This window comes from Actinoallomurus sp. CA-150999 (assembly GCF_050942425.1).
In the GTDB taxonomy this organism is placed as follows: Bacteria; Actinomycetota; Actinomycetes; order Streptosporangiales; family Streptosporangiaceae; genus Actinoallomurus.
In genome coordinates this window covers 2,574,365-2,590,091 of record NZ_CP192063.1, presented here as the reverse complement: position 1 = coordinate 2,590,091, position 15,727 = coordinate 2,574,365, and the positions used below count along the sequence as shown (strand labels likewise).

The 15,727-nt window shown below is 67.9% G+C and carries 13 protein-coding genes; 4 read left to right on the top strand and 9 right to left on the bottom strand.

The genetic code is table 11. From position 1 onward, the window contains the following. Window positions 1-54 precede the first annotated feature (54 nt). Window positions 55-2,571, bottom strand: coding sequence for an ATP-binding protein (locus ACQP2O_RS12345; protein ID WP_433183092.1), 2,517 nt, complete (start codon window positions 2,569-2,571; stop codon window positions 55-57). Between the two features lie 151 nt (window positions 2,572-2,722). On the opposite strand from ACQP2O_RS12345, the gene ACQP2O_RS12340 reads away from it, so the two are divergent. Further along, entirely contained in the window at window positions 2,723-4,477 is a 1,755-nt protein-coding gene (locus tag ACQP2O_RS12340) for an AAA family ATPase (protein WP_433183089.1), read from the top strand. 948 nt (window positions 4,478-5,425) lie between these two features. After that, window positions 5,426-6,052, top strand: coding sequence for a hypothetical protein (locus ACQP2O_RS12335; protein WP_433183087.1), 627 nt, complete (start codon window positions 5,426-5,428; stop codon window positions 6,050-6,052). 22 nt (window positions 6,053-6,074) lie between these two features. On the opposite strand, the gene ACQP2O_RS12330 is transcribed toward ACQP2O_RS12335, so the two are convergent. Both ACQP2O_RS12330 and ACQP2O_RS12325 read right to left on the bottom strand, forming a co-directional pair. Then, entirely contained in the window at window positions 6,075-6,536 is a 462-nt protein-coding gene (locus ACQP2O_RS12330) for a hypothetical protein (protein WP_433183085.1), read from the bottom strand. A gap of 69 nt (window positions 6,537-6,605) precedes the next feature. After that, window positions 6,606-7,610 (bottom strand): hypothetical protein, encoded by a 1,005-nt coding sequence (locus tag ACQP2O_RS12325; protein ID WP_433183082.1) that lies wholly within the window; start codon window positions 7,608-7,610, stop codon window positions 6,606-6,608. A gap of 232 nt (window positions 7,611-7,842) precedes the next feature. Here ACQP2O_RS12325 and ACQP2O_RS12320 point away from each other — a divergent pair, with 232 nt between their 5' ends. Continuing rightward, window positions 7,843-9,000, top strand: coding sequence for a hypothetical protein (locus ACQP2O_RS12320; protein ID WP_433183080.1), 1,158 nt, complete (start codon window positions 7,843-7,845; stop codon window positions 8,998-9,000). A gap of 69 nt (window positions 9,001-9,069) precedes the next feature. On the opposite strand, the gene ACQP2O_RS12315 is transcribed toward ACQP2O_RS12320, so the two are convergent. From ACQP2O_RS12315 to ACQP2O_RS12295, 5 genes are all read right to left on the bottom strand, one after another. Then, window positions 9,070-9,723 carry a hypothetical protein gene (locus ACQP2O_RS12315; RefSeq protein ID WP_433183077.1) on the bottom strand — a complete coding sequence of 218 codons (654 nt, stop codon included), beginning with the start codon at window positions 9,721-9,723 and terminating at the stop codon, window positions 9,070-9,072. A 25-nt stretch (window positions 9,724-9,748) separates the two neighbouring features. Further along, window positions 9,749-10,636 (bottom strand): sigma-70 family RNA polymerase sigma factor, encoded by an 888-nt coding sequence (locus ACQP2O_RS12310; RefSeq protein WP_433190998.1) that lies wholly within the window; start codon window positions 10,634-10,636, stop codon window positions 9,749-9,751. Between the two features lie 441 nt (window positions 10,637-11,077). After that, a complete protein-coding gene (locus tag ACQP2O_RS12305; protein WP_433183074.1) occupies window positions 11,078-11,563 on the bottom strand; it encodes a hypothetical protein in 486 nt (161 codons plus the stop codon). 93 nt (window positions 11,564-11,656) lie between these two features. Beyond that, window positions 11,657-12,751, bottom strand: coding sequence for a hypothetical protein (locus tag ACQP2O_RS12300; RefSeq protein ID WP_433183071.1), 1,095 nt, complete (start codon window positions 12,749-12,751; stop codon window positions 11,657-11,659). A 467-nt stretch (window positions 12,752-13,218) separates the two neighbouring features. Continuing rightward, window positions 13,219-14,697: a hypothetical protein gene (locus ACQP2O_RS12295; RefSeq protein ID WP_433183068.1), complete on the bottom strand. Its 1,479-nt coding sequence runs from the start codon at window positions 14,695-14,697 to the stop codon at window positions 13,219-13,221. 364 nt (window positions 14,698-15,061) lie between these two features. On the opposite strand from ACQP2O_RS12295, the gene ACQP2O_RS12290 reads away from it, so the two are divergent. Next, window positions 15,062-15,340 carry a hypothetical protein gene (locus ACQP2O_RS12290; RefSeq protein ID WP_433183066.1) on the top strand — a complete coding sequence of 93 codons (279 nt, stop codon included), beginning with the start codon at window positions 15,062-15,064 and terminating at the stop codon, window positions 15,338-15,340. A 20-nt stretch (window positions 15,341-15,360) separates the two neighbouring features. Here ACQP2O_RS12290 and ACQP2O_RS12285 read toward each other — a convergent pair whose 3' ends face one another. Then, window positions 15,361-15,651, bottom strand: coding sequence for a hypothetical protein (locus tag ACQP2O_RS12285; RefSeq protein ID WP_433183063.1), 291 nt, complete (start codon window positions 15,649-15,651; stop codon window positions 15,361-15,363). Window positions 15,652-15,727 lie beyond the last annotated feature (76 nt).

Here is a 15,727-nt window from a genome sequence, read left to right as displayed (position 1 = left end):
CCGTGTCCCGCGCCCGGCGCAGTGGTCCGGAGCGAAGCCGTTCGGCACACGAGCTCAGCCGACGAGCCATGGATCGGTTCCCTCCTCGGCCCCGGCGGCGGCCACTGCGGCTTCATGCTCGGCGCGCTCCGCCTCCTCCCGTGTCAGGCGCCGCTCTTCGCGCTTGCGGCGGTCCAGCGGGTTCGTGCTGTACGCGGCTGCGGCGTCCGGTGGCGTGGGACCGAGCACGACCTGCGCGTGCTGGCCCGCTAGATCACGGAAGATGCCGCGGGCCCAGCGGGCGGGCCGGTCGCCCTCCGGCGGCAGTGGGCCGAACTCGCGGATCTCCGCCAGCCGCTGCGGGGTGGGGCGCAGCCCGCACAGCCGTACGGCCGTCTCCGCCTCCTTCTTCTCGGTCAGCTTCAGGACCATCACGCGGCTGAGGTAGGACTCCAGGTCCTTGGTCACCACGTCGGCGATCCGTTGGGTGAGGAAGACCGGGAGGATGTTGAGGGACCGGCCCTCACGGGAGATCCGCTGCAGCGACGCCAGGCCCTCCGGCTGCGACAGGAAGGTCCACGCCTCGTCGACGATCAGGACACCGGCCCGGTTGGCGATGAGGATCTCCAGTGACGCCCGGATCACCAGCCGTACGGCGGCCAGCGCGATCCGTTCGGAGACCGAGTACTCGCTCGCGGTCTTCCCCTCGGGAAGGCCGAGATCACGGTCGAAGTCGACCAGGGTCAGCCGCTGCGTCGTCATGTCGAGTCTGGGCAGTGGTTTGAGCGCGATGCCGAGAGAGAACATGCTGGACGCCTCCATCTGCTGCTCGATGAGGCTTCGCAACCGGTCGGCGTCCTCCCCCGGGATGTACTCCAGCGCCTCCCACACGCACCGCGCCCCGTTCAGCGCCCCGCGCTTCAGTCCCGAGCCCAGCGCCAGCCGTTCCTGCAGCGACAGGCCGTCCCGGAAGTCGTCGAGGGCGGACAGGATGTGGACGTTGGCGATCTCCGCCGCGATGGTCGGTGGCGCGTACCGGAACGGGTCGAAGGCGCCGGGGCTGTCCTCCAGCGCCGACATGGACACCCGCCCGCTCGGCACGCCGAGGCTTTGGGCGTAGTCGACCATGCCGTACAGCGAGTCGCCGCCCTTCGGGTTGACGAAGATGGCCGGAAGGCCGTTCAACACGGACTGGACGGCAATGGACTGGGCGAAGAACGTCTTTCCACTCCCCGGGTCCCCGAAGATCCCGAACACCGGCGGCAGGTTCTTCCGTGGGGCGCCCAGCGGGTCGATGAAGAAGGGCGTCCCGTCCGGGTCGATGACGCCGCCGAAGACCCCGGCGTCGTCCCCGAGCCGGGAGAACGACTGCAGGCCGGCGTGCGAGACCATCGGCACGTTGACGTCCTGCAGGAACGGATTGACCCGTATGGACGAGCACGGCAGCGTCTCCTCCAGTGCCTGGATCTGCCGGTGCTCCAAGGCCTTCATCTGGATCCCGTAGTTCTGGCCGAGGAAGTCCAGATAGGTCTCGGTCTCCTCGGTGACCTCCCGCGCCATGACGAAACTGCAGTTCGCCAGCATCGGCTGGTTGGAGCCCGCCAGGTAGTCCTCGATCTCCTTGGCCTGTTGGAAGGTCTCGGAGAGCTCCACCTTTTCCAGGTCCTGGGTCTTCTGCTCCTCTTCCATGTTGGCGATGATCCGGCGCTGCGCCCGGCGGGCCCGCGCCCGCGTCAGGTTCGCCGGTTCGAGCTCGGCCCGGATCGAGATGACGTGAGGCGCGTCACCGGGATGACTGATCGCGTCCATCGCCCATTGGGCGTACGGCGAGGGCATCACCGGCTGGTCGAAGCGCATGATGGCGGCCATCTCCAGCTCGCCGACGCCGTTCACGACGAGGCGGGTGGGCAGCTCTTCGATCACCGCGTCCGGGCCGTTCCCGAGGCTGTACCAGGCCTCGAGCTGGTCCAGCTCCTGCCGGGTCGGAACCTCCGCGTTGCTCCGGTCGAAGATCGCGGTGACGAGTTCGATGTCCTTCTGGAAGGAGTCCAGCTTCGGCACGTCGTCGCTGATGGTCTCCTTGAGCAGCTCGGTCATGTTCTTCAGTACCGAGCTCCGGCTCGCGCTCTTGGTCGCCTTCTCCAGCAGCGACGAACGGAGCTGAACACCGACGAAGAGCACGCGCTTGGGCGCCAGGAAGCCGAAGGCGCCGGCCTGGTAGGCGCGCAGGTTCTCGGTGTTCTCCTCCGGCGGGACCACGAGGTCGTCCCAGCTGATCGACACGATGTGGACGTTACGGTTGCTGGACAGGGTCGCCAGACCCCCGATCGGTTGCCGCGACGTCCCGCCCAGATCGCCGAGAAGCTGGGCGAGCGGCGATGCCAGCGACAGTTGCTCCTCCGGGTCCTCCCACTTCATGGGCGACAACGGCATCGCGCGGTACATCCAGACCTCGCCGTTGTAGCCGACGTAGGTGCCGTCACTGGTCCGCCACGCGTACGGGGTCGTCCACATGGTGGCGGTATCGGCGTCCGACCGACCTGCCCTGCTGGTCCCGGTCAGTCGTTGAAGCGTCCCTTTGAGGCTGGGCATGCGGGGTCATCTCCCGGATCGTGTGAAGCTCTCCGGCAGACAGTCCGGCAACTATCACTGGCGGCAGCCGCCGGTATCCGCACAGTCCGACTCAAGGACCGCGTTCGATCGCCGGGCCGATGATCAAAGCAGCGCAACTGAGGACATTGTGATGGCTACCGCACCGACCGTCGTCGTGGCGGGGGACACGGGTATCGGGCGGAAGCTGCGGGAGACCCGGAGATTCCCCGCGGTGTTCGACGTCGCCTCCGCGAACGAGCTTCGTCATCTCTCCAGGAGAGGCGAGGTCGTCCCCCCAGCGGCGTTCATGTTCGCGCCCGGCTTCGTCGAGGACATGGCGGAAGCGGGCGTGGAGATCCTGGCCAACAGCCTCGCCGGCAACGGGTTCACCGTGCTCGTCCACGGCTACTTCGCAGAACGTGGCGATTCCTTCGGCCCCGAGGTACAGGTCACCGATCGCAAACTGGTCATGTCGAAACTGCTGGCGGCACTCGGCGCAGGGGACGCCGAGCCCGCGCCAGAGTCGGCACCGCGTCCCCGGCCGGAACCACCACGCCGGCCCGAGCCCGCATCCCCCGCGGGCGCCGCGCGACAGGCGACTCCGCCCGCGCCCCGGGCACCGAGCCACAGCCCGTCCCCCCAGCCGGCCGCACAGTCCCAGGTGTGGCCGCGGCAGGCGCAGCCACACACGCATCCGCAGGCACAGGCCGAATGGGCCTCAGCGGCGGGGGCACCGCGGAGTCCATCTCCCCCGGCGGCTCCGCCCGCGCATGGGACGCCGCCGGCCCCGCCCGCAGCGCCCTGGCCTGTCTCACCTCAGCCGATCCCGGCCGCCCCTCCCCAGGCCGTTCCGCCACAGACGGCTCGGATGGCCCCACCGACCGGCCGGCCACCGGCGGTTCAGGGGGGCCCGCCGCAGGCCGTCCAGCCCCAACCGGCCCTCGCCGGTCCGCCCCAGGGCGTTTCCGCTCCGACCTCGAACGGCTGGATCCGCCCGCAGGCTGCGACCGGGGGCCTGCCGGCGGCGGCCACTCCTACCGTCGCCAAACGTGGCCGCGTCATCGCGGTCGCCTCCGCGAAGGGCGGGGTGGGCAAGACCAGCGTGATCGTCAACCTGGCGATCCACGCGGCGAGGATCCGCCAGTCGGTGGGCCGTGCCGGGTCGGTGGTGCTGGTGGACACGAACTTCCAGCAGGCGGACGTCGCACGTTATCTGAACGTCAAATCACCGACGGTCATGGATCTGCTCCGAACATCTGGCGGCATATCGGCCGACACCATCAGAAACCATCTCGCCCGCGTGCCGCAAACCGACCTCTACGCCCTACTCGGCCCTCCGGAGGCCATCAACGCCGACCCTTCCCTGGTCAACTCGATGCAGTATCAGCGGATCCTCGCCGTGCTGCGCAAGGCGTTCGACTTCGTGTTCATCGACACGCCGGTGGCCGAGCTGTACCACGTCACCTTCTCCGACCTGGTCCTCCCAGAGGCCGACGCCGTCCTCGTTCCGGTCGAGCCCAGCAGAGTGACGCTCGAGGGCGTCCAGTCCTGGCTCAGGGCGATCACCATGCCACGGCACTCCCGGGGAGGCGGAGTCGCCCCGGAGAAACTGTCGCTGCTCCTCAACCGGGCCCGAGTCGACGTGGACTGCAGTCCGGAGGACGTCATGGATCTGTTGCCGGGCTGGCGATTCGCCGGAATGATCCCTGAAGATCCCGAATGGATGCGCACAGCGAACAATCACCAACCGATCGTGCTCCACGCGGACCCGGAACTGGACGTCACCCTGCGCAGCATCCTCCAGGTCCTCACCGAGGACCCGGTCTTCGGTACGGCACCGATCGGGCCGTCGGCGAACACCGTGGCGAACCGGGTCAAGAAGATCCTGGGCCTGACATTCAAATGACCGGTTGGCGCCGGATGGACGCCTCTCTCCTTGGAAGGACCCACCCATATGTCAGCTTCACAAGACGGCTCCCACGGAATCGACTTCTGGGCCGACCTGGGCATCGGTGAAGACGGCTCCGACCACCTGGACGCAGAAGCATCGCGAGGCAAGTCCGAGCCTGGTAAAAAGGCCGCTTCCGCTCGGGGAACCGCACCGGCCGGCGGCGCGGCGGCCGAGCCGGCGCCCCGACCCGCGAAGGTGGCGATCGCCGAACGGCCCTCTTCGGTGAAACAGAAGCGGCCCGGGAAGAAGGCCCCTGCCAAGCGAACGGTGATCAACCCGGACGCCACGATGCGGGAGGGTCAGGACGAGTGGGCCGCGATGTTCTCGGCCTGGAACCCACGGGGTAAGGACGCATCTTCTGAGCAGCCCGCCGTCGAGACCACGCCGCCCGCCGCAGCGGCCAAGACGGCAGGCCCGCGCCCGGAAGCCCTGAGCCCGTCGGCACCTACCGAACCGCCTGCGAAAACCTCGACGCGGCCCGTGTCAGAGCCGGCGCCTGATCCCCGGGCGACGCCGCTCAAGCCGTCACGTCGGTCAGGGCAGGCCGAATCGGGGTCAGAGCACCGGCGAGCCGGTGCGGCGTCGAAGCAATCGCCGGGAAGCCCGGTCGCGACGCCAGAACCGAAGACGTTGCGCGCCTCGACGCAGGACGCGCCGTCGGCAGCACGGCCCCGTCCGATCTCGCAGCTGCGCAGCCGCCCTCCCCACAGCCACGGGGAGGCGGAAGTAACCGTCAGGTACGAGCGACCGACGTCGACGCGGGCACCGCGGGCGATTCCGCGAAACGAATCGGCCCGTCCGACGCAGCATGGATCACCCACGTACGGATCGGACGCCTCCGGCTCGCCGCAGTACTCTCAGCTGGCTCATGCTCACCTACCGGCCCCCATGACGGGAGCCCTGGTGAGCGCAGTGCTGCACGGCTGGCACCGGCTCTTCGAACTGTGGCGCGACGAGCGCGTTCAGGAGATACATATCCGCGGCACCCACGTGACGGTCGTCGGCACGCTCGGTATCTACTCGATGCCCGGGTTCAGCAGCTTGAGCGATGCCGGCGATGCCGTCCGGGCGCTGATGCAGGCGGAGGCCCGGATCAGCAGAGTCGGTGATTCGATCATCATCTCCCGGGCGCATCGGGTCAGCATGAGCCCGGCCTCGCTCGTCGAGACCGGTGTCCTCAGCAATGATCAGGTCTCCCAGATCCGGACGGCGCTCGAGCAGTTGCAGGCGGTGACCCTGACAGGTCCGGCCGCACCGGTCGTCATGCGCTCACTCGCCTCGCTGATACCGAGGGGTAGCCGTGTCTTCGAAGGTCCGTACGGGGTGCTACCGGCCGGGTGCGTCACCACTGCGAGCCCGCTGGACGCCGATTATGTGATCGGGGTTCGCCCGGGCGCGCAGATCGAGAGAATGGCCGCGACGGGCCAGATCGGCGCCTTGATCGCCAACCCCGAGACGTGGTTCACGGCACAGGTGGAACTGCTCGTGTCCGGACGATCCACCGCGCTGGGGAAGGTGACGGCCCGCTGATCGTCTACCTCGGTGACGGGCGTCACGACACCCGCTCGAAGACCTCGAGAACCCGGGCGCGTGCCACAGCTTCGACGAGCGGGGCCGTGAGGTCGCTTAACGCGGTCCGCTGCGCCGTCGCAGGCGGCTGAGCGTACGTGACCCCCTTCCGCGGGTCGGCGGATCCACGCAGTTCGAACCCGCGCACCGAATCCGCCCAGAGGGTGCCCCCTGAGGTCTCCGCCACCCGAACCGGCCGGTCGCCGGGCGCCACGGCGAGGTCGCCCAGCGTCCAGCCGGTCCGCAGCGCGGCGTCCGCGAAAGCGACGACCTGGTCCATGTCACGCCGCAGCCGTCGCAGGTCGGCGCCGCTGAAGGACGCCGGCAGAGCACCGAACGCGGCCGCGCTGCGGCAGTCGAGCCGATCGGCGATCTCGACCACCCGATCCAGCACGCTGCGATGCAGGAGACCCGCCTGCTCGCCGTCCACGACCAGCACGACCATGCACAGCGGGCGGTGCGATCTGGTGATCGACTCCTCCGTTCGGCCGGAAGGTTCGCGGCGAGGATCCCCTCAGGCCGCGCACATATTGACCACACGGTCGGAGTTCAGGATGAAGTTTGCCGCCTCGTCCGGGGTGATGTCCAGAACGTCGACGGCCAGCCGGACCGGGCCGAGCTTCTCGGAGTCGCAGCGGTGACAGCGGGTCCGGTTGTCCCCGAACACCTTCATCGACGGCGTCTCGCCGCCGTCGGAGTGCCGACGCGGACGGGGGCAGTACCACAGGCCCCGCTCGTCGGGCGAGGAGCCCAGCCGCCGGAGCAGTGCCCGGATGTCGACCGCGTTGGCCTCGGCGAGCCTCTTGTTCCGCGCCGAGACAGGGACCGGAGGCACCACCTCGGCCCCCTTCCGTGCGGCCCGGAACTCCTGCCGATACCGTGCCGCCTCACGGCGGACCGCCTCGAGGTCGATCCCTTGACTCGGGTCCTCCTTCGAAACGGGGACCGGCTCGGTACCGGTGGACAGGTACGGGAACCGGTCGTCCGCTCGCCGTCGTAGCGCCGAGACGAGAACGAACATCGCCAACGCGTCCCTGGCCGAGTCCGGTGGCACCATCCGGAGGCGTGCGGCGTAGCGGATCACCGACGCCGCCTCGGGGCTGACCAGCCGCTGCTCGCCCGTGCCCAACTGCACGGTGGGGACTCCCTCCGCGGTCGGGCCGCCCACCTGAGCCCAGAGGAGGAACTCCGAGGGCTTGCCGGCATCGACGAAGGCCTCACCTCGTCGGTCCAGGCGGGAGAACTCCAGGACGGTCCCGTCGGCGTAGACGTCGATCCGCCGCCCGGCGAATCCGCAGAGCGCGGCGTACGGAACGAGGCCTCCGATGCCTTCAGGCACGAGGAAGACGACCCGGGCTCGGAAGTCGGCCGGCGTCAGCCCACTCGCTCGCAGGCCGCTGATGACGGACGAGATGGCGTCACCATCGCCCGGAACGAGGTCCACCGTCTTGGCCACGTCGGGGACCGGTGGCGAGCCGGTGGTACCGATGGCGAGGACATAGTCGGTCAGGTTGTTCATGGAATCTCCTTTGTGGTCCCCCCGACAGCACATGCCTGACTGTCCTGGATGGCACGCGACGCGCATGTCTCCTCTGAATACTTGCCGACCGGGAGTCCTTCCAGACGGTCTGATCAGGAAGGTGAGTGCCGGCCCGAGCGGCCGGTGCCACGCCTGGCCGTATTCGGCCGGGCGTTCGACGCTACCGCTGACCGGCCCACCGGTCGGCGGCAGGATACGGAAGCGGGGCACAGTGGCTCCTACCACTCAGATCAAGGAAGAGTTCTACGTCCGGCGCCTCTTCAACAACGACGTCCCGGTGTTCGTGGACGCCACCCGGTATGTCAGACAGGACCTCCCCTACCCGCTCAGCGCGAAGAAGTCCCTGAAGGCGACCTGCGGTGTCCGGACCGACGACGAGGTGGTCGCGTTCAGCGTGCGGAGCTACACCAGCAGGCAGGCGGAGCGGGAAGTCGAGAACGTCGAGGCCGAGGTCGGCGGGAAGGTGGTGTCCCAGAACATCCTCCACCTCCGGATGCCCCGGAAGACGTTGCACGGTCTCAACGAGACCGCACGCGAGCTGTCGGCCGTCCTGGGCGATGAGATGATCGCCGAGTTCGGTGAGACGCTCTACGTCCTCCAGCTGACCCGCACCGGCGGTGAGGGGGAACTGAAGCTCGTCGGCAGGTTGGACCGGACCGATGCCGGATATGTCAGGTCCAACATCGACGAGGCCGACGTCGAGTTCGAGCTCCCGATCAGCGGTGTCCGCCTCCGCATCTTCATGCGTTCCCCGATCCGGGAACGCACCCTCGCCTACAGCTTCGGCGGCTATCTCACCCGCAAGCCGGGTGAGATCGAGACCCTGACCCGCGCGACGGCGCTGGTCCTGAACAGCATCCTCGGCCTCTCGACCTTCCGGATGTTGTCCGGACTCGACACCGTCGATGTCCCGGTCCTGTCCCCGAATGCCGGGGCGCGGCGGCGGCAGCCCTCCGAGCGGATCGCCTTCGACGTTCCGGTGATGCTCTTCACCGGGGACAACATGCCGGCGGCCCGTGGACACATCACCGCGGAGATCGATCTGGACGGCATCGATCCGGTCACCGGCGGGCTTCAGGTCGTGGTGAGTGAGAGCGACCGGCTCGAATGGAACCCGGCGTTGGCCGGCCAGGTGGGGTTCCAGGCCTATGAGCAGGTGCTCGCAGAGACCGTCGCCTCCGTGGTCCACTCGATCCTCGGCGCTGACAAGGTCCGCGATATCGCGTACGACATCATGCTGTCAGAGCTCAAGCCCGAGGCGGTGGCCGATCTTCGAACGGCCACCGCGGACCTTCCCGGACTGGCCGCCAACCCCGCTCAGGCCGAGGTCCGGCCGTTGCAGCCGGCACCCGGCGTTCCGGTCGCCTGACCATGCGGGGTGCGGATCCCGGCCCGGCTCCGGGCCGGGATCCGTGCCCGCTGCCGACCGCAACGCGGCTCACGGCGCACGGGGATGCCAGATGATCGACGAGATCGTCAGCAAGGCGCTCAGGCAGATGACGGTGAATGTGATGAGCGCGGGACTCAGGACCGGGCCGCCCACTCGCGGCAGCCGGTCCACCCAGGCGGTACGCGCCGTTCCGCCGGTGCCTCCGCCGTCGCCCGCGTCATCGTCCTCGCCGTCGCCGTCGCCGATGAACCAGGTGCTCTCCAGCGTCCGCTCGGAGCGGCCCTGGCCGGCCTCGCTCGCGTGTACGCCCCAGCCCGAAGCCGACGGTGATGGGCCGGTGGTCCCGGCCACCTGCCGGCCCACGGGCCCCCCACCGTCCGCCGGGGAAGCACTGCCGAGCGTGGTTCCCGGAGGCGCGACGGGCATACCGTTCCAGGTCTCGGTGCCGGCGAAGGAATCCCAGCCATTGCCCTGCGACCCGTTCGGCGGCGGGCCGGGCGACGGGTTCCGTGGCGTCACCGGCGGCTTTCCAGGTGTCACCGGCGACTCCCCCGACGAAGCAGCCCCCGGCGGAGCATCGAACCCCGCACCGCCCCAGGCCACCGACGGCTCGTCTGCGGGCTCCTGAGTGTCGTCGATGATGATCCATGAATCGTCCGTGGCCTCCGGCCGGTTCGCCGTCCCGCCCTCGTCCTCCATCATTTCCTCCTCCGTTGCCGCGAGATGACTAGGCGACTTCCGCGATCGGCCCACGGAGTTTGGCCAGCGCCTTCTGCTGGATCTGCCGCACTCCTTCGCGGGAGAGCCCGAGCCTGTCGCCGATGAGGTGGAGCGGCTCCTCCGGTTCGCCGTCCAGTCCGAACCTGCGGGTCAGAACGTACCGTTCGCGGGCGTCGAGGCCCGGCAATCCGTGGTGGCTGACCGCACGCAGGTCGAGTTGGAGCAGCACTTCTTCCTCGACGCCCGGCGATGGATCGGCCAGCCGATCCTCCAACGGCATCTCTTCGTCGCCAGAGCCGCCGCTCGGCGCGTGCAGGCTGTCCAGCCGGGGTGCGTCCAGGACCCGCCGCACCTGGGCCTCCGTGGTTCCTGCCCGCCTGGCGATGTCCGCGTAGTCGTAGGGAGCATCCAGGCCGAAGTCGGCCGAGAACGCCTGCGTGGCAGCCAGGATCACGGGGCGCTTCTCGAAGTCACCGGGATTGAGATTCGGATGGTCGGCGTCCCGTACCGCGCGCAGGACCTCCCGTTGTATCGGCTTGAAAGCCCAACTCGAGAAGGGGCCGCGGGACGGATCGTAGGACGAGATCGCCCACAGCAGCCCGACCTTTCCGGCACTTTCAAAGTCTTCGCTGTTCTCGTTGCGCTTCGAAGTGAACATTGCGACATACCGCCGGACTAGGCCGTAGTTCGCAGTCATGATCTCGAAAGTTACCTCTTCCAGTTCATACTCGGCCCGCCGCAGCGCGGCCTCCGAGAGGCTGTCGATCTCACCGGCGTCGGCCTTGGCACGCAGGTCCGCGAGCAGTTCCTGAAGTCGGATGCGACGGGCGAAGAGCTCGTCGTTGCGGCTGCGGAAGTCGTCGTTGGGCCGGCGCTCACCACCGGTCGCCTGCACGATGTCCAATTCCTGTCCTCCACTCCAAGAGCTAGTGGCACACCCAGTTTCGAGGTGATCGACCCCGGGTTCGGTGCCAAACGCGGAGGAGTATTGACACGACACCGCGAACGAGCGGAGGCGTCCATACGGAATGCATGCGCCGTCCAGTGCCGGCGGCGACACCGAGTTCCCAGCTAGAAGGCCATGTCCACCGACCGCTACAGCCGACGCACGACAGGGACGCCCTACGTCGTTGACAAAGAATTGATATTCTGTAGTCACGGCGTTGATGCGAATGTGAATCAACGGTGTTTCATTGCTGTCCGAATCGACGCCCTTCTGACGACCTGCTCTGTGATAGACGAGTCGCAGAGCCCCGCTTCAGCCATGAAGCGGGGCACTGCGGGGCGACAGTGAGGCCGAGCTCAGTCAACCGACCCGTGGGATCCGCAGGGCCGGTCAACGCATATAGCGACGATCTCCATACCCTCCGTACCCTCCGTATCGATCGCCCCGATCGTCGGAGAGCAGGGTCCAACCGGCGAAGAGCACCACCAGCATGGCGAGCACGGCGCTCATGCCGATGCCGACGCCCACGAAATTCTTCAGCGGCGTTGCCGCCGCGGTGCAGACATCGTGCTTGCACACGGCGTCCCTGTGATGTCGGAGCCATGTGGCGGTCGGTGACTCCACTCGGATGTGCGGGTCGTGGTCGACCAGCACCGCGGTCTGTCTCACCCCGTCCTCGAATGCCGTGGCCCCCGGTCTGAACTCCTTCCCGAGGTGTATCGCGCGCCTGTCTCCATAGAGCGCGTTGACGGCCTTGGCCTCGAACCATGACCGGTTGGCGATGCAGATCAGCGCGACGATGCCCACGAGCGCCACGAACGCACTGCGGATGAGCAGGCCTCCGCAGCCCAGCCTCTTGACGCGGTAGTACGGCACGACAAAGACCTGTCCGGAGTTCGGCGGCATGGCAACGCGACACGGCCCCGGGGATCACCCCGGGGCCGGCGTTCGGTGACGAACTCTCGCCGACTACCTCCTGTGCCTTCGAGCGTTGTTCTTCTTCTTGTTGCCCCTCCCCTGGGCCTTCCGGCTCGGAGGTCGTTCTCTAAGGCGTCGGCGTCCCGGCGCGCCACGGAGCGGGGCCGGCGCCTTGGAGTGCCCCGGAGGCGTATCAGCCTCGATGAGGCTCTCTCGTTCCGACAGCACCGTGGCCGCCTCCTGGTCCGTCGACGCGGCCTTGGCTGCGCCGAGGAACACGAGAGCCGTCGAGCCGAGTTCGACCAGCGTCGGCCAGCGGCGCTGGCCCACGCAGGTGAACACGACCGCGACCACCGGGGCCGCCGCGTACAGCGTGCTGATCGCCACCGGGTCCAGCTTCACCCGGACGGCGACCACTTCCGCCAACGCCGAAATCGCCGTGCCCGCGATACCGCCCAGCAGCACGATCAGGATCACCCGGCCGGAGAGTTCAGGGTGGTGCTTCCCCCCGGTAGGCAAGACCCACACGAGCAGGAGCCCGCCGACGAGCCCGCCCACGCCGCGCGCGAAGATCGCCTCGAACGTCGACAGACGCTCATCGGTCGGTGCGTCCTCCTCATCCCGGCGCATCCATTTCGTGAACACGATCCTGAGCGCGAACCCCGCACCGGCCAGGAAAGAGAACACGACGCCTTGCAGACTCCACGCGCCCTCCCAGGGCCGGATTAGCAAGCCGGCTCCCGTCAGGGCCACGAATGGCCAAACCAAGACCCCCGGTCCCCTTCGCCACGCCTGGATGAGCGCCGGGGTCATTACCAACCCGGTCGTTTCGCCGGCGGTCACCACCGCCACCGCGACGAGCCCGATGGCTCGCCCGAAGAACCAGTTAATTGCGAACGTCGCGGCGCTGAGCACCACGATGCTCACCCACACCCGCCTGGAACGGACGATGGCGCGCGGGAACCCGCCCCAGAGGGCGGGAACCAACGTGGCGGCGCCACCGACCGCGGTCATCAGGCCCGTGCCGGTCGGCCCGGCGAAGCCTCGCGCCGTGAGGCCGCCCGCCAAAACGGCCGACCACACCATCGCAACGACGCCTACGCAGATGCCTCCGGTGCCTAATGCCTGGTTTTTAAATGGACTCATTGATTTTTCTCCCTCGTGTTGTAGCGCACGGGCTACGCTCCGTGCGGACCGGATCTCTCGTCCGGATCCTTTGAACCGTCCAGTTCCGGCAGGGCACGGCAATGTGGCAGGCGCTACACGCCGTGATCAACGGAGGAGTGCGGGCATTCCAGGGCAGGAGACCTCCGCTGGACTCGAACGCCGGGCGGCATCGGGCCCCTGCCACCGCGTTGACGAGCCCCGATGACATACCAGCGCCCCCGTTGCCGCCCTGTGCGGGCGTCCTGAACGCGGTACGGCTCGGGCTGAACCCAGGCTGGGTGCTTTGCCCTGTTCGGCCGCCGTCCGGTTCGAGCGAAGTGGGCCACTCGCCGACCCAGCGCATACCGGACGCGCAGGTAGCCCGAACGCGACTCGGCCCCGGGGATCACCCCCCGGGGCCGCTATTGGGTCACCTTTCGTCAGTGCTTGTTCTTGTGCCTCCGGGCTTAACGCCTCCGGGCCTGCCTCCTGAGGGCTTTCGTCTTCCGGTGAGTGTCCTTGTTAAAGGGACTCTTCGGCCCGTGTCGCCTTTGCCCGCGCTGCGGCTTCGGCGGCTTGTTGTTCTCCGGGTTGATCTCCGGGCCGACGATCGGGCACCCGCCGTCACCGGCCGGCGCCCGGTCCTCGTCCTTGTACGCGTGGTGCTTCGCCCTCTCCGCGGCCCTCTCGTCAGGGGAGCCGGTCAGTGCCGCGTTAAGCAGCGAGGCGCTCAGGATCGTGCAGATCCCGGCCAGGCTCGACAGCCCCAGGGACTGGTTCAGGGTCACACGACCCACCAGACCACTCAGCGCCGGCCCGTTGGCCGACAGGGCACCGACCAGCCGCTTCGGAAGGTGAAGCAGTGCCTGCGCCACCCAGTACAGGACCCCCGCGGCGACTACGAAGAGACCCGCGATCGCCCCGCGCGTCACGATCCCCCAGGACCAGTGGACCGCGATGAGGAAGGGTGCCCCGAGGAGCAGCCCGGCCACCATCGAAAGTCCCGTTCCCTTGAGGTTGATGCCCGCGTCGGCCATCGCCTTTCCGCTGGATGCCATAGTGGCGGAGCACACCGCGCCGCACAGGGCGGCCAGCACGCCCGCCAGTACTCCCGTGTCGCCGAGCCCGTGCGAGTGGATCACCATGGCCAGCCCGGCCGCCGACATCAGCGGCAGGAACAGCAGGAGACCCTTCACCTTCCGGCTGATCGCAGAGGTGGCGGAGAACAGCGCACCACACAGGGTGGCGGCCAACGCCATCACCAGTACGCCCGCGACGCCGAGCCGGTGCCAGGGAATCATCATGGCGGCCCCAAATGCCGACATCAGCGGCAGGAACAGCGGGAGACCCCTGTTGTCGCCCTTCCAGGCGATCACCATCGCCATGGAGATCGGACCGAGGGTCCCTATTGCGCTGCCGCACGCGAGGGGAAGCTTCGTTGCGTAGTACTGCGTCAGCAGGTTGGCGCAGATGAAGCTCACCAGGAACGGCAGGACCAACTTCAGAACCCCCCTAAAATCCCTCTCCCAGTCCGCGAACCGGACCAGGCGCTTGTTCACCAGGGGGAACCTTCGAGTGTTGTCCAGGAGCCATGTGAAGCGCCTGTCGCCTTTTTTGGTGTCCGAGGCGACGTCGCGAAAGCTCCGTTGTTTCAATTTCCCCTTCACCGTCACCAACAGCGCGACGTAGAGCGGCACGCTGAACAGGTAGGTGATGGTGGTTGCCTGGACGGCCACCAACTGGTGACCAGCTGTCAGCGGCTGCATCACGGCCGTCGCGACCCGCCCGGAGATCGTTCCTCCGATGTTTGTGGCGGCCGCGGCGAGCAGCCAAAGCGAACCGATGACGGCGGCGATGAGACCGCGCGCGTGGTGCATCAACCACCCGCGACAGGAGCCGATCCGGCCGACAAGCCGGCTCGGCAGTTCTTTCTTTTTTATTTTCATTTCACCGCTTTCTGCTTCGTGTGGCCGCGCATCCTTTAGTGATGCGCGGGGTCTGCACTGCACTGCTTCCGGCACTAGTGCCGGAAGCAGTGCGAAGCAGCGCCTTCAGTGACAGTCCGGAAGGCCGCCCCCCAGGCAAGAGAACTTCAGGTGAACGACAGGCGGTCGTCGAACCGTGCCTGATCATGGAGACCGCCGCAGAGCCCGAACCGAGGTCCGGGCCCCGGGCCTTCGGCCGGCATCGGCGAAATTCGCCCCTGAACCTGGTTGCGAGGAACGTTCCCCGGCGGACAGTCGGACTTCGACCAGAAAGGTCACTGGATGCGGGACACCGGATCCAGCTTCAACTAGGGAAGGCTTAACCATGTTCAGAGGACGGGCCACCAACGCCACCGCCGCAGCCAAGCACGTGAGCGCCTCGGAGGCCCAAGTGCGGGACCACAAGCAGAGGCTCAAAATGGCGCGGACTGCCCGGCGTTCGGCGTACACCGCCCAGGCCGAGGTTCTGAAGGCCGCCAGTCTCAAGAACTCGTTCCAGGAGCAGAAGCGGGACGCCAAGGGAGCCGTGCAGGACGCGCGGTACAACACGCTGGAGCTGACCTGGTACGGCCGGCTGTGGCACCGCATCGCCCGCTGGCGCTGAACCACCGCCGCATAGGCGGTTCAACAAGCCGGCCCTGGGCCACCTTCATGGTGGACGAGGGCCGGTCCTCTTTCGCGCCGCTCTCTCTCGGCCTCTAGTTTTCGGCAATCGCCGCCATAGACCTCGAAGTCGGCCCTCCACACATCACTGATCTGGGTCTTGAGCCGGGCGTCGCGCACCGCTCGCGCCGAGACCGGCCGGGCCTTGGCCGCGTAGTACGTGCTCGGTGCGATCTTCAGCCCGTGCCCGGCCAGGACACGGCAGATCGACTCGACCCCGAACACCTCGCGGTAGTGATCGATGAAACTCACGAGTGCGAGTGTGGCCGGTCGATCTCGGCCACGAAGAAAGCCGACGCCGCCTTCAAGATCTCATTAGCCCGCTGTC